The organism is Flavobacterium petrolei (assembly GCF_003314435.2).
Taxonomy (GTDB): Bacteria; Bacteroidota; Bacteroidia; order Flavobacteriales; family Flavobacteriaceae; genus Flavobacterium; species Flavobacterium petrolei.
This window is the reverse complement of the sequence record NZ_QNVY02000004.1, coordinates 153,806-170,221: the sequence shown is the minus strand read 5'-3', so window position 1 is coordinate 170,221 and position 16,416 is coordinate 153,806. Positions and strand designations below refer to the sequence as shown.

8 protein-coding genes are annotated in these 16,416 nt (G+C 35.3%); 3 read left to right on the top strand and 5 right to left on the bottom strand.

Annotated elements, in window-relative coordinates; translation table 11 throughout:
* Window positions 1–234 precede the first annotated feature (234 nt).
* From DR871_RS12495 to DR871_RS12475, 5 genes are all read right to left on the bottom strand, one after another.
* Window positions 235–1,542, bottom strand: a complete 1,308-nt coding sequence (locus tag DR871_RS12495; protein WP_113666582.1) for a serine hydrolase domain-containing protein — start codon at window positions 1,540–1,542, stop codon at window positions 235–237.
* A gap of 6 nt (window positions 1,543–1,548) precedes the next feature.
* Entirely contained in the window at window positions 1,549–4,053 is a 2,505-nt protein-coding gene (locus tag DR871_RS12490) for a beta-N-acetylhexosaminidase (RefSeq protein WP_113666583.1), read from the bottom strand.
* Between the two features lie 446 nt (window positions 4,054–4,499).
* A complete protein-coding gene (locus DR871_RS12485) occupies window positions 4,500–7,415 on the bottom strand; it encodes an FAD-binding and (Fe-S)-binding domain-containing protein (RefSeq protein ID WP_113666584.1) in 2,916 nt (971 codons plus the stop codon).
* A 171-nt stretch (window positions 7,416–7,586) separates the two neighbouring features.
* A complete protein-coding gene (gene nagB / locus DR871_RS12480; RefSeq protein ID WP_113666585.1) occupies window positions 7,587–9,512 on the bottom strand; it encodes a glucosamine-6-phosphate deaminase in 1,926 nt (641 codons plus the stop codon).
* A gap of 131 nt (window positions 9,513–9,643) precedes the next feature.
* Complete coding sequence (locus tag DR871_RS12475) at window positions 9,644–10,393, bottom strand: DeoR/GlpR family DNA-binding transcription regulator (RefSeq protein ID WP_113666586.1); 750 nt, start codon at window positions 10,391–10,393, stop codon at window positions 9,644–9,646.
* A gap of 246 nt (window positions 10,394–10,639) precedes the next feature.
* On the opposite strand from DR871_RS12475, the gene DR871_RS12470 reads away from it, so the two are divergent.
* From DR871_RS12470 to DR871_RS12460, 3 genes are read left to right on the top strand one after another with little or no spacing between them, the layout of a single operon-like run.
* A complete protein-coding gene (locus DR871_RS12470) occupies window positions 10,640–13,708 on the top strand; it encodes a SusC/RagA family TonB-linked outer membrane protein (protein ID WP_113666587.1) in 3,069 nt (1,022 codons plus the stop codon).
* 12 nt (window positions 13,709–13,720) lie between these two features.
* Window positions 13,721–15,319: a SusD/RagB family nutrient-binding outer membrane lipoprotein gene (locus DR871_RS12465; protein ID WP_113666588.1), complete on the top strand. Its 1,599-nt coding sequence runs from the start codon at window positions 13,721–13,723 to the stop codon at window positions 15,317–15,319.
* Window positions 15,320–15,345: 26 nt separating this feature from the next.
* The gene (locus tag DR871_RS12460) at window positions 15,346–16,281 is read left to right on the top strand and encodes a DUF4397 domain-containing protein (protein ID WP_113666589.1); all 936 of its coding nucleotides are present in this window, start codon (window positions 15,346–15,348) and stop codon (window positions 16,279–16,281) included.
* Window positions 16,282–16,416: the final 135 nt, after the last annotated feature.

The following is a 16,416-nucleotide window of genomic DNA, read 5'->3' as shown; positions in this document are numbered from 1 at the left end:
TAATATTCTTAAAAGCTTCAAATCTTCTAAAAAGTGGTTCGAAAATTATCTCGGAAGGGTCACTTTTAAAGCCTTTTTTAACACTTAACAAAGGTATTAGCATACCAAGTTGAAAAGATTAATATTTAAAACCTTTTTTTTTCGAAATTATTAGAACTAAAAAGAATAAATTCAGATCAAGATTAAATCTGTGAAGTGATAAAATTAAGTAGAAAAAAAAGGAGATTTATATTTCTAGTAATTGTTTATTTGTTTCCAAATTTTTGAAGAAAAATTATCTTTATACATTAGTACGTTGGTTCGAGAAGGATTTACACGATTAGTAAGAATAATCAAAAACTTATTGTTAGTTCGATTCAAAAAGAAAAAAGTCCCTGTATACCCCGTATGCCCAAAATCACTTTTTTTATAAAAGGCATCAGGTTTTCGTTTATCAAAACCAAGTCCACGAAAAATTCCTTTTTTGGCAAGAGGTGATTTTGTAAACATTGCAACAACCTTTGCTTTTAGAATTTGTTTTCCCTGATACTTCCCATTGTTTAGTAACATCTGACAAATTACCGAGATGGATCCTGCGTTTGCAAATAAGCCTGCGTTTCCAGAAACTCCTCCTAAAATGGCAGCAGCCTCATCGTGTACAAATCCCTTAATGGTATCTTTCCTAAAAAAATTGTCAATTTCGGTGGGTATTACATTTTCCTCAGCAGTCCATTTCAATGGATTGTATCCAATTTTTGAAATGCCTAATTCGCTATAAATTTCTTTCGCCAGTTGATCCAGTGTTATACCCGTTTTTGCCTCCATCATTTGTTGTACAAGAATCAAATTCAAATCACTATACAAATAGTTGCCACGAGGATTGGTATTAGCCAAAGCTACTCTTCCATAAACCGTTTTATAAAACTCAGGATTTAACCACATATTTTTATAAATCTGAACATAATTCTCCTTTGGTTCAAAAGCAAGGTATTTTGTATCGTAAACTATGTTTTTATTTACATACATAACATCAAATGAATTAGGAAAACCAGCCGATTGTTGATTGCTTAACAAAGGTGACCCATCGGTTGTAGACAGCAAGCTTTGATAAAAAGTAATCCCAGATTTTAGTCCACTAGTATGGGTTAATAATTCAAAAAGGGTTAAATCGGCAATAGCCGTATTTTTGTAAACACCAACTACCGCTCCTAATTTATCTTTCAAATTTATTTTATCCTCTCCAACCAAACGCATTGCTACAAGGGTGGCTCCTAAAACTTTAGACATAGAAGCCAAATCATATACATTATCTGTTTTTACTAATTGCTTTTTTGAGGTGTCATGATAGCCATAGTTTTTTAATATAAAAACAGAATCTTTACTCCCCACTACAATTTGAGCTCCCGGAAAAAATCCTTTTTCCAGCGCATTATTCATCATTGAATCGATGTAAACTTCCTTTTGTTTGGTATCGAAATATTTTTTTTTATTCTTTAGGGAGCGACAACCGATTCCCAAAGAAATCAAAAAAACAAGTGTGAGTATAACTGTTATCTTTTTCATTTTTTTTTAAGGATTAATTCTCAGATCCTGGGAAGCCATAAGAGATTCGTTGTTTGTCCCTGTGATTATAATCCTAACTGCCTTTACTGGTTGTTTTGGATAAATTGATGCATTTCCGTAATCAAAAACATCTCCTTTTTCAAAATCTACACCGTTATATGAATATTCAACATAACCATCATTAACAATAAATCTTGGTTGGTGGGGAATTCCAGTTAACACATCAATTTTAGAAGAAGCAACAGGTTTGGCGAAAGTGTATAAAATCCAGTCTCCACTTACACACGGAACATCGGTACGTAAATAAGTCTCTATGTTATAATCCTCTAATTTTGAAAGTGGAAATTTAGGATTTTCAGCCATCGATGAGGTAACTTTTACTTCAGGTTCCTGATACGGTGAACAATTGAAATTTACCGTAGCAGAAGATTCCTTTACTTCTTTATTATCAACAATAAACTCCAAACGATAATTGCTTTTTTCGCTATAATTTTCAATCAAAAACCGCAGGCGTGGTTTTGATTTCAGTGTTTTTTCTTCTGGATATGTTTGTATCAATTTATCATTTTCAAAAAGTGAAACTGTTCTAACGATCCCACTAGTAGCTGCATCAGTTGTAGGATTGAAAGTTAGGTACCAAATCCCATTTTTATCAACATTTTCGGAAATATTCTCCGAAATAGTCAAAGTTTCTACTTGAGCCGTATTCCAGCTTGCAACTGGTAGTTTCTCTACTTTTACAGCAGGACTTGCTGAATCTTCATTAAAAAAAGTACGAAACCGGTATTTCTCGTAACTCTTTGTTTGAATTGGGTTTGTATATAAAGGAGATAGTATTGTAGGTTCATTTCCTTGCGCATCATAGCGTACAACAGCTCCTTCATAAGGCTGTGTCACTGTAATGATCCCGCTTTTATAAGTTGCGGAAGGAGGGAAATCTCTAAAAGCAATTCCCATATTAACCAAACGCTGTAAATGACTATTGGTTAATCTTCCATAAAAATCATCCCAATTTTTATCTTCTTTTTTAGACCAAGCAATTTCTGACAAGGCACTAATTCTTGGATAACTTTGGTATTCCATAAATCGTGTCGGACGATCAAGATACTCGCTCCATAAAGCACCTTGAACTCCTTTTATCAATTTTTGCTGCTCGGATGTTAGATTGCTTTCAGGAATGGGTTCAAACGAATAAACTCTTTTTGTATCTGTAATGGCAGCCCAGCGATGACCACGTTCATTTTCAGATTGTGCCATATCAAAATAAGTATATTGCCCCGGAATCATAACTGTTCGATGTCCTTTTTTAGCAGATTCTATTCCGTAACCTATGCCTTGCCATGCAAAAATTTCTATATTCGGATTCATCTCTCCTCCTTTAAGTATTTCGTTCCAACCCGCAGTTTTTCTGTTATATTTTTCTACGATTTTTTCAACACGCTTAAAGAAATAATTCTGAAGTTGAAAAGTATCTGTATACCCTTCTTTTTCCATCAAAGCTTTACATTTTGCGCATTGTTCCCAATTAGCTCTATTAACTTCGTCTCCTGCAACATGGATGTATTCAAAAGGAAACATTTCCTTAAATTCTCTAATAATAGAATCTAAAATTTGATAATTTTCTTCACGACCTACACACCATACATTTTTCACTTCCCCTTGAACACTTTTTGTTTCCTGAGTTGTAACACAACCAATTTCTGGATAAGCCGCCGTTACTGCGCGAGAATGTCCTGGGATTTCAATTTCGGGCATAATAGAAACTCCACGATCTGAGGCATAGGCCACCACATCTTTGATGTCGTCTTGAGTATAATAACCACCATACCGTTTATTTCCAGAACCGTATGATGGTAACAATGCTTCTCCTGGGCCTCTCCAAGCTCCTTTTAAAGTCAAATCCGGCATTGATTTGATTTCGGCTCTCCAACCATTATCATCTGTAAGATGCCAATGAAAAATATTCATTTTATGTGCTGCCAGCCAGTCAATATAATTTTTGACGGTTTGTTTATCAAAAAACTGCCTTGAAACGTCAAGCATCATTCCTCGCCATTCAAAACGAGGATAATCTTCTATTTTTACGACTGGAATTGTTCCTTTTTGCACCTCTTTTGCGGAGCAAATTTGTAAGAAGGTTTGAAAACCATTCAGAACTCCGTTTGGAGATTTTCCTTTTACACTAACTCCTTTTTTAGTTACGCTCAATTCATAACCATCTTTTGGAAGATCTATTTTTTCATCTACCAGAAATACTATTGCATTTTTTTTATGCTTGTTTCCAATAGATACCATCGGAACAATACCTGTATTTTTCAAAAAATTGCTTCCTATATAATCAGTACTTTTCTGTAATTTTTTGTCAACAATAATTTGCACTGATGAAGGAATTACAAACACTTCTTCTTTTTGTTCTATTTTTACGGGCCTTGGAATTATATCCAGTTTCTGAGCCTGTAACGCATTCAAGGAAGTCAAGAAAACTGCAAGTAGTAGCATACTTTTTTTCATCTTTTTATCTTTATTATTTTGTTATAAATTCTATTGGGATGCTTTAGGTTTGTGTTTGACTCAAAGCTGTAATGTCATAAATGCTATTTTTAAAATTTGCTTGTAAAAGAAACTAATTCATCGAATATATAGCTTTCATATTTAAAATTTACATCGATTACACTACTAAATTACCAACCTAATTAATTTCTGTCAATACTAATAACTGTAAAACCATATTTATCTGCCAGTCGTCAAACCCTTTTAAAAATTTTTATCCCAGTGCATAATTTCCGCTATAACGATGAATGAGATAAACAATTAAAGTTTTTAATGCCTTGTATATTTATCGGGAACTATTAAACACTCCTATATTTTTTTTATAGAAACATAACATGGTTCAACTTGAATACTTTAAAAACCCACTCAGAATAGGCAAGAAAAAATCAAATTATATTCGAAAAAATTTACTTCAAACAACTCCTTAAAATGGTCACTGGATGCAACGCTTTTCTACTGGTTCCGTCAAAAATCTGGTGGCGACAACTGGTTCCCGCAGCAGCAATAGCCGTCGTCGGTTCAGTTGCTCTAATTTTTGGAAACAACGTATCTTCGCCCATTTGCATGCTGATTTCATAATGTTCTTTTTCATATCCAAAAGATCCTGCCATACCGCAACATCCCGAATTATAAATGGTAACTGAACTGTTTTTGGGTACATTCAACATCGCAAAAGTCGCTTCCATCGTACTCAATGACTTTTGATGGCAATGTCCGTGAATTTTTATTGTTTTCTCTTCTTCAGAAAATTGCTCTGCATGAATTTTACCTTTAGTAATTTCATTTTTGAAAAACTCTTCAATCGTAAATACATTTTTGGCTAATTTTTCGGCACCTTCTTTATCATCTGCCAATCGAATGTATTCGTCCCTAAAGGTCAATATTGCCGAAGGTTCTATTCCTATCAAGGGAAAATCAGCAGTACTATAATTCGAGAAAATTTCAATATTTATATTCGCAATTGCTTTTGCTTCTTCGAGAAACCCTTTCGAAATAAAAGCTCTTCCGCTTTCTTCATGGTTCACCAGAATTACTTCGTATCCTAATGCTGTCAATAATTCATACGCATCAATTCCAACCGATACATCATAATAATTAGTAAACTCATCACAAAACAAACATACTTTTCCGTTTACAAAAGAATCACTTGGCGCCTGATTCCAATTTTTCTCGTACCATTTTCTAAACGTCTTTGGGGCCAAAAGCGGCACTTCTCTTTTAGAAGCAATTCCCATGCTTTTTTTCACCAAAGGCAAATTCACCATAAAATTCGTAAACTTCGGAGTGATACTGCCCAATCCATTCAGTTTCGCATTAAAAGCAAATATTTTATTGCGCCATGAAAATCCATTTGCTTTTTGATATTGGTATAAAAACTCTGATTTTAAAGCTGCTACATCCACATTACTGGGACATTCGCTGGCACAAGCTTTGCAACTCACACACAACTCAAATACCTTATATAATTCTTCGTGGTCGAATTTGTTGTCTTTCTCTGAATGTGTAAGGTATTCCCGCAGCACATTAGCTCTGGCGCGAGTCGTATCTTTTTCATTTCGGGTAGCGCGATAACTGGGACACAAAGTTCCGCCAGCCGAAGGTAATTTTCTGCAATCACCGGAGCCATTGCATTTTTCCGCGGCACGCAAAATTCCCATACTATCCGAAAAATTCTGAATTGTTTGTATTTCCGGTTCCAATCTTCCTGCTTCCACCCGGAGGTTTTCATCCATTTTGAAAGCGTTTACAATTTTCCCTACATTCAAAATGGTATTAGGATCAAAGGCATGTTTGATTCTTTTTAATAATTCATAATTCTTATCCCCAATCATAAAAGGCAAAAACTCACCACGCACAATTCCGTCTCCGTGCTCTCCACTCAAGGATCCTCTGTATTTTTTGACCAAAATAGCAACTTCGGTTGCGATGTTTCTAAATTGGTGTAATCCCTCTGTTGTTTTTAAGTTTAAAACTGGTCTCAAATGCAATTCTCCGGCACCGGCATGCGCATAATAAATCGCGCTCTGACCGTGACGCTCCATCATGGCAGAGAATTGGGCAATATAATTGGGTAAATCACTCAACTCAACTGCGGTATCTTCAATAGAATCTGCCGCTTTATTATCACCAACAATACTTCCCAAAAGTCCGAGACCTGCTTTTCGCAACTCATTTATTTTATCAATATCTGAACCATAAATTTTTGGTAAAGCATACCCAAAATTGTTTCTTTCCAAATCGGCTATTAAATCATTAGCTTGTCTTTCGGCATCTTCCAGACTGTTATGCGACGCCACTTCGAGCATAATAACCGCTTTTGGTTCCCCTTGAATAAAAAATCTGTTTTTAGCTTGCTCTCTGTTGGTTTTGGTACAATTCAATATCGTATCATCCATCATTTCGCAGGTATATAAATGATGTTTCATCGCTGTAACTACAGCTTCCAAACTTTCCTGAATCGTATGAAAATGAGCAACCACCATCACATTATATGTTGGCGGTACATGATCTGCTTTTAGTGTAATTTCAGTGGTAAAAGCTAGCGTTCCTTCGCTTCCGCAAAGGAGTTTCCCTAGATTTATTGTGTTTTCGGTTCCTCCAAAAAGTTCCGATTTCAATAATAAATCAATCGCGTATCCAGTATTTCTTCTGTGAATTTCAGGTTTCGGAAATTCCTTTATAATCTCTTTTTGGTTTTCTGTATTCGAAAGTTCCTCATAAATGGTCTTGTAAATAGAGCTTTCAAGCGTGTTCCCTTTTGTTTTTTCAATGAATTCCGCTGAAGTTATTTCTTTAAATACTGCCAAAGTCCCATCACTCAAAATCGCTTTGATTTCCACTATTTTATCGCGGGTCACTCCGTACCTAATAGAAGTAGTTCCCGACGAATTATTGCCTACCATCCCTCCTATCATACAGCGATTTGAGGTGGAAGTATTGGGTCCAAAAAACAATCCGTGTTCTTTTAAATACAAATTCAGTTCATCCCGAATTACTCCCGGCTGCACGGTAACCGTTTTTTGTGCAGAATCAAAAGCGACAATCTTAGTGAAATGTTTCGAAACATCCACAATTATTCCATTACCTACCGTTTGACCAGCTAAGGAAGTTCCAGCAGTTCTGGGCGTAATTGAAATTTTATTTTTTGCTGCAAAGCGAATAATTTTGACAATATCATCCTCTGATTTTGGAATCGCTACAGCAACTGGCATAATTCGATACGCGGAAGCATCTGTGGCGTACAATGTTTTATGGAGATTATCATAAAAAAGTGTTCCTTCTAATGACTGGGATAATTGTTCTAACTGAGGCGTGATTGACATGTAGTGGCGTAAATTGCTGTTGTTTATAAAGAATAAAATATCACACATTCTGATTGACACTTTTCGCAAGAGTCTTCAGTTTACTAAAATTTTATTTAAACCGAAGACTCTTGCAAAACGTGAATACAAAATCTAAATCAATCATTGTAATATTTAGGATATTCAAATTTTCTAATAATCAAAACGTTTAAATGCCTCAATTGCCTCATACTCGGCTAAACCTAAATCATCATAAAGTTTTGCCGTATTTTTATTACGCTCCTCAGCTCTTACCCAAAATTCTCTAGAATCATTTCCTTGAAACATCACTCTGTCTTTTTGAGATTGATGATACAAAATGGCGTGTCTTTTAATGGTTACTTCGTCTGGACTCAAAGGCACAGCCATATCTATCTCGTGAATATCCCATTCATGCCAAGCACCTCTATACAACCACAACCAACAATCGTTCATAAAAGATTCTGATTTTAATTGTTTCATTGCCTCGAATATAGCATTCAAACATACTTCATGAGTGCCGTGCGGATCTGCTAAATCGCCAGCAGCAAAAACTTGATGAGGCTTTATTTTGGCAATAATATCTTTGACGATAGCAATATCATCCAGACCTAAAGGGTTTTTCTTTATTTGTCCTGTTTCGTAAAAAGGTAGGTCTAAAAAGTGTGTTTTTTCATCATTTAAACCTATGTATCTGGTAGCAGCATACGATTCACGTCGTCTTATAAGCCCTTTTAATTTTCGAACTTCCAAAGAATCAACTTGGTTTTCGGTCTTATTATTTAGAAAATTAATAACCGATGAAAAATTAATTTCACTGTTCTCCTTACCGATAAAATCACGACATACTTCAGCAAATTTTAATGCTTCATCATCTGTAACTGCTATGTTTCCGGAAGTTTGATACACAACATGTACGTCATGTCCTTGTTTTATTAATTTAGAAAATGTCCCTCCCATTGAAATTACATCATCATCTGGATGTGGACTAAAAAGAATAACTCTTTTTTTGGCAGGATTAGCTCTTTCGGGTCTGTGAGAATCATCAGTATTGGGTTTTCCTCCCGGCCAGCCCGTTATGGTATGCTGCAAAACATTAAACATATTAATATTCAAATCATAAGCCGAACCTTCTTGTGCTAAAAGATCTGACATACCATTATTATTGTAATCCCTGTCGGTAAGTTTTAATATGGATTGTTTTGTTTCTTTGCAAAGCCAAATAATTGCTTTACTTTTTAATTCTTGTGTCCAAACACATTCACCAACGAGCCATGGAGTTTCAAATCGTGTTAATTCAGAAGCCGCAAATTGGTCTAAAACAAAAGTAGCATTCGAATGATTCTGTAAAAAAGTAGCAGGAACTTCTGATGTGATTTCGCCTTGGATTGTCTTCTTAATAACAGTCGCTTTATTTTGACCCCAAGCCATTAAAACAATTCTTTTAGACTTAAGAATAGTTGAAACTCCCATGGTAATAGCTCTTTTAGGAACATTATCAATACCATTAAAATCAGAAGAAGCATCAACTCTGGTTATGTGGTCTAATGTTATAATTCTGGTTCCGGAATTAATATGAGAACCAGGTTCATTAAAACCTACGTGTCCGGTACGACCAATTCCTAAAAGCTGAAAATCAATTCCTCCTGCATTTTTTATTTTTGCTTCGTAATCAATACAATATTGATTCAAGTCCTCTAATACAATTGTTCCATCTGGAATATTGATATTTTCAGGTTTAATATCAATATGATTAAACAAATGCTGATGCATAAAGTAATGATAGCTTTGGCGGTTTTCTTTAGTCATAGGATAATACTCGTCCAGATTGAAAGTAATAACATTATGAAAACTAAGACCGTCCTCTTTGTGCATTCGAACCAATTCCTCATATACTTTAATAGGTGAAGAACCAGTCGCCAATCCAAGTACACATGGTTGATTTTGGGTTTGTTTCGATTTGATTAATGCTGCGATTTCCTGAGCAACGACCTTTGAAGCTTCTATAGAACTTTTAAAAATCACATTATGATTTTTTTCAAATCGAGTTTCTTCAAATTTTCCAGGTATGTCGTAAGTCAAAGAAGTATTTGTTTTCATACTATATTTTTTGGTTAAATAATTAGTTTAACAAATATAACTAAAAAACAAAACAAATATTTTATTTTGCGTTATTTAGCGAAAATAAATTTAAATAACGCAAAATAATGCATTTTATAGTGGATTTAAAATTATAATATAAAAACTCCTAATTTTCTATATTCGTCTAACCTTGAATCTTCTGGATCTAAATCCGTAACAATGGTATCTAACTGATTGAAATCACATACAATATGTGGCATTTTAGTATTTAATTTATGAGAAGCAAACATAGAAATCACTTTATCGGAAGAGTCAATCATTGCTTTTTTGACTATAGAAACCTCATAACCCACTTCTGTCAAACCTTGTTTTACATTAATACTGCTGGCTCCGATAAAACAAATATCTGCTTTAATCTTTGATAAAACTTGAATCACATCCATTCCTATGGTAACCATTGCGTTTTTCTGCATTTTCCCACCAATAAATATTAAATCTATATTGGGATGCTGCGATAATTGCATTGCTATAGGTAAACTATACGTATATATAGTAGCTTTTAACTCCGAAGGAATCAATTTAGCGAAAACCAAATTCGTACTTCCTCCACTCATTATAATTACCTGTCCATCATGCAACAAAGACAATGCTTTAGAGACAATTTTTCTCTTTTCTTCCTCAGCTGTTATGACAATATCGAAAACATCACTAGGTTTTTCGACTGTCTGTATCGCCCCTCCATAAACCTTCTTGAGTAAATTCTTGTCATCTAAATCATTTAAATCTCTTCGTATGGTATCTTCTGACAAATCGAGATCTAAAGCCAAATCAGCCGTAATGACCTTCTGATCTTCAATAAGTTTAGTCATTATGTATTTATGTCGTTCGGCTTTCAGCATACTTTTAAAATTAAAAATTGAGTACAAATATATTAAATATTTCTATTCAAATGTAAAGATACACCATCAGCCGCAAGAGACTATTGCAATCAAATCATTGATTTACCATAATTTATCCTTTATCTAAATAAAAAATGCATTTTTTTGCATAATTTAGCATGTATTTTAAAAAAACATAACAAAATATCGCATTTATATGCATTAAATAAATATATTTGTTCAACAACCATAAAACCAAAAATAATTATGAAGAAATTATTCCTTATTTCGTTATTGGTTTTGTTCGTCCAAGTTACATTGGGACAAACGAAAACAATTACTGGAACTGTTAAAAACAAAGCGGACGGAATTCCTATACCCGGAGCTACAGTACTCATTAAAGGTACTACTAAAAGTAGCACCACTGATTTTGATGGAAATTATAGTATTTCGATATCTTCTGGACAAATACTTAGCTTCAGTTATATTGGTTTTGAAACCAAAGAAATACAGGTTACAGGCTCATCAATGAATGTAGTTTTAAATGAAAGTGTTGAAAGCTTAAAAGAAGTTGTTATCATAGGATCGATGGGTAGAACTTTAGACAAATCCTCCTTAGGATATTCCGCACAAGCGGTTAAAGGACAAGAAATCGCAGATACACAACGTGCGAATTTTGCCAACGCGCTGCAAGGTCGTATTGCTGGTCTTACAGTGACTAGTACTACTGGAGCCCCTGGAGCTTCTGCAGCTATACAATTAAGAGGTGTAAACTCTTTGAGTGGAAACAATTCACCTTTATATATTGTGGACGGTTTGCCGGTAAGTAATGAAACTCTGGACCAAGGTTTGATGATCTCAAATGCTCCCAATAGAAATCAAGACTATACTAATAGAGGTGCTGATATCAACCCTGAAGATATTGAATCGATAACGATTCTTAAAGGTCCGGAAGCTGCTGCGCTTTATGGTATGCAAGCAGGTAACGGAGCTATCGTAATTACAACTAAAAAAGGAAAAAAAGGAGTGGGAAGAGTTACTTACTCTACCAATACAAGACTAGATCAAGTCTACCGTTTCCCTGAAACTCAATCCGTATATCAAAGAGGTGCTGACGGAATAACTAATACTGATTACAGAAGACAATTAGGAGAAGCTTTTGCTCCAGGTACAAAATTCTATGACAATGTTAATAATTTTTTCAAAGTAGGAACATCTACAACACACAACTTGTCGCTTGAAGCAGGCACAGAAACGACTTCATATAGATTGTCGTTAAGTAATTTAGATCAAGAAGGCGTTACACCTAATACATCATATAACCGATTAAACGCTAGCTTAAATGCAACAGCAAAAATTTCACCTAAATTTAAATCAGAAGGGACCTTTAGTTTTACTAAATCGGAAAATCAAAAAGCATCAAAAGGTGGATCAGGTTCACTAACTGGTAGTAATGGGTATTTATTAACACTATTGGGCTGGCCTCAAAATGATGATGTACGTAATTATTTGAATACTGATGGATCAAGAAGGAAAATTACTTCCGGAGCGCTGGATACTGAAACTGACAACCCATTTTGGGATGTAAACAAGAACTTATCTGAGGATTTCAACAACCGTTTTGTTACCAATGTTGGATTAATATATGATCCAACAGAATGGTTAAATTTTACAGCTCGTGCAGGTTGGGATGTAAATTCAGGTCAAGGATATAGAGCAATTCATCCAGAATCAGCTGGTGGAATAGCAACAGGAGGTTTCATAGAAACGTACTATAACAGCACTAGTAACTTGAATACGACTTTCTTGGCAACTGCCCAAAAATCTTTCGGAAAATTCAATACTAAAATTTTGCTTGGTAATGCAATTAATGACAACTATTTTAGAATTTTATCTACATCCGGAAACAAGTATTTTGATCCAAATTTTAATTCTATTAATAATACCGAAGCTACAACACAAAGATCACAAGAAAGAATCATTCAAAGTAGAATCGTAGGTTTCTTTACAGAGGTAAATTTTGATTATGACAAGATTGTTTATTTATCGTTGACAGGACGTAAAGACTGGGTTTCAGTATTGCCTGATCCTTTCTTTTATCCTTCTGCCTCAACCAGTTTTATGTTCTCTAATTTACCGGGCTTGAAAGACCAAGGAATATTGTCTTATGGAAAAATAAGAGCCTCTTACGCTGAGGCAGCTAACATCCCTTCTCCTTATTCCGCAGTACCTATTTATCAACCACAGTTAACGACAAATGGCGGATATGCATACGGAGTAACAGGTGCCAATCCAAATTTAGTTCCTGAGTTTCGCAAGTCTGTTGAATTTGGTACAGAAATTAAATTTTTTGACGATCGTATAGGGCTAGACGTAACCGTATATAGCACCAAAACAGTTGATCCTATCTTAAAAAATATGCGTTTAAGTTACGGTACTGGATTCGTTTTAACATCTGCTAATTTTGGAGACTTAAGAAATGAAGGTTTAGAAATCACCTTGAACGCCACTCCAGTAAAAACATCCAATTTTTCTTGGGATTTGAATGCCAATTTTAATAAAACACGATCAGAACTACTGAATCTTCCACCAGTAGTGACAGAATATTATTTATCTGATACTTGGCTTTATGGAAATGTTCGAGGTGGTGTAAAAGTAGGCGGGCCACTAACTACGATAACAGCTGTAGATTATTTAAGAAATAATGCAGGACAAATACTAATAGATCCAAGCACAGGTTATCCTCTTAAAAATCCAAACTTTGTTATCGCGGGTGATAGAAATCCAGATTTTGTACTTGGTTTTCAAAACACTTTCAAATACAAGAATTTAAGTTTGTCAATGTTACTAGACCTTCGTAAAGGAGGAGATATTTTCAATGGAACCGAATTTTGGATGTACCAAAATGGAATCTCCACAAGAACTTTAGACAGAGAACAACCTCGTGTTGTACAAGGCATATTAAGAGATGGACTAGAGAACTCAGCCACTCCTACACAGAATAACGTAATGGTGACGCCATATTATCAAAATGAATATTACCGATCTGGTGCAGTTGATGCTGACTTTATTGAAAAAGATATTAATTGGTTGCGAATGAGAGACATTACCATTAGTTACAGAATGTCTCCTGAAAAATTAGAAAAAACAGCTATAAAATCGCTGTCGTTAAACCTAACCTTAACCGATGCTTTTATGATAACTAATTATACAGGCGCAGATCCTGCAGTTAATGGATTAAATGCATCTTCTGGAGGAGCTGGAGGAGCTGGTTTTGACTTTGGGACGGTTTCCACACCACGAGGTTTGAACATGGGAGTAAAATTAGGATTTTAATACTTATAGAAAATGAAAAATATAAAAAAATATATAGCTGCAATAGGACTGTTGACCACTGTAGTTTCGTGTGACAACTTGCAAGATTTGAATGAAAACCCAAGTTTTCCAGTTGATGTTTCTGCCCAAGCTTTAATGCCGCCAATTGAGCAACAAATGGCTGTGGGTTTACAGTTTGACAATCGCTATTTAGGAAGGTACGTGCAATATTTCAGTAATGCGACCACTGGAAACGATTGGGATAGATACGGCTACACAGCAAATAATGATGCAGGTGGTGAAATTTGGAAAATGGCCTATTTTTCTATAGGCTTAAATTTGACCCGAATGCAAGAAAAAGCAGTTGCAGAAGAACGTCATGATATTACCGGTATATCAAAAGTGATTAGAGCTTGGTCCTGGCAAGTTGCCACAGATTATCATTCAGAATTAATTGATTTTGATCAAGCTTTTACGCAACGTATGTCTTTTGACTATGTAGGACAAGAACAAGTGTATGCTGAAGTGCTGCGTTTGATAAACGAAGGTGTTGTTGACTTAGCGCGTACGGATGGTAAAGTCTCTAGTACTTACACAGCTGTAGGGGATAAAATGTATAACGGCGATAGAGCTAAATGGACCAAATTTGCTTGGGGCGTAGTAGCGCGTAATTTGAATAACCAAATAAATAAAGCTAGTTACAACCCAACAGCTGTGATTGAAGCCTGCGACAAATCTTTGGCATCAAATGCAGATAATGCCTTAATTAGTTACAACGGTTCCGTGTCAGCTGATAGCAATTTCAATGGACCGGGTAGAAACAACATTGCAACATTCCGTCAAACTGATTTTATGGTTAGAGTTATGAATGGAGATGTTTTTACCGGCGCAATTGACCCTCGCATGTCAAGAATTTTAGCGCCATCTATTGGAACATCTGAAACAGCTCCGGCATCGGCGGCAAATCCAGACCCAACCAAATATACTTTTATTGGCAATCCATTGAATACTACGGCTTCCTCAACTACGGGACCAAGTAGAATTCCTAATCTTTGGGGAACATTCTTGGCTGGAAGTATTACGACACCTGGTCGGTATATTTTTAGAGATAAAGCATCGTTTCCTATCATGACTTATGCTGAAATTCAATTCATCAAGGCAGAGGCTGCTTTCAAAAAAGGAGATAAAGTTATGGCTTTGGCAGCATACAAAAAAGGAATTGAAGCGAGTATCGATTTTGTAAATGCAAATACTATTAGTAGTACAACTTATCCAATCACAACTGCTATATCTGCATCAGAAAAATCAACTTTTCTTGCTAATATAAATGTGGTTCCGGCTGAAGCTAACTTAACAATGAGTCACATCATCCTGCAAAAATACATTTCTCTTTTTGGTTTTGGAAATTTAGAAGCTTGGACAGATATGCGAAAATACCGCTACGACAACGTAAATATTTACAAAACAATGGCTTTCCCAACTAGCTTATTTGTTGATAATAATGGAAAATTACCATACCGAGTTCGTCCAAGATTCAACTCAGAATATGTATGGAATTTTGCGGCTTTACAAGCAATTGGCGCAGATAAAGTGGATTATCATACAATAGAAATGTGGTTTTCTAAACCGTAATTTATCAAAACTATAAAACGTATTACATGAAAAATATACTTAACATTATTAAAAAATCCATTGTACCACTTTTAGGAGCGGCACTGGTTGTATCTTGTGGAGAGGAACACGATTTCACTCCTTACGCAGTAAGTGCGTCTGATAACACTTCTAACGTAAAATTTATTCACGCAGCGATTGGTGCAAATGGAACTAATCTTCAGGTGAATTATTTTATTGGAGCAGAGAAAATATCCTCTGTTGGCGTTACCGTTGGTCTTCCCGTTGGAACATCTTACGGATCGCAATATCCAGCATCGACGAGTTACAGTATGGTAAAATCAGGAGAACAGCCCTTGAGTGCTATATCTCCACTAATTGCTGCTACTGCAACTGTTCCTCAAACTGCGGAAGTCGAACGTTTTGTTGGCAAACTAGTAACCGACAAAGGCAAATTCTACACCAATTTCTTAATTGGGTCACTACCAACAGTTACGCCGGTTAGCTATTCAATGTTTCAAATCAATGATGATTTATCTGTCGCTAATTTGGACAAAACCAAAGCGTATATTCGCTTTATAAATGTCATAAACAATACTCCTGTAGCGGGTTATGATTTGGGAATTATAAAAACAACTTCTATCAGTGGCGTTACTCCTGTAGTTACAAAAGAGATTCAAACCTATAAGAATATAACTTTCAAAGGCGGAGACGAAAAATTCATTGCCATAGAGCCACAAGATCCTACTGATACGAGAGGCTACCAATTACAATTGCGCGTTGCTGGATCCGCATCAAACAACCCAACGCTAACCGCTCCAGCTCTTGTAGCGAATCAAGCTAATTCAGGAACTAATATTTTTGTTCCAAGAGCAGGTAGAATTTATACCGTCTACTGCAGGGGTTATGCTGGAGGAATATCCGCAGGAGTGCCTAGTGCAACTATCAACATTCCGGTAATAACATTTTATACCAATAAATAAGATTTACAAAAAACCACTTCAGAAAATTCTAAAGTGGTTTTTGTTTACCAATTTCAGTCAGCCCATAGTACAAATATGTTTTTCTAAGTAAATAATAGATTTTTCTATTTAAACTAAAAAGCTATTGCATTTATG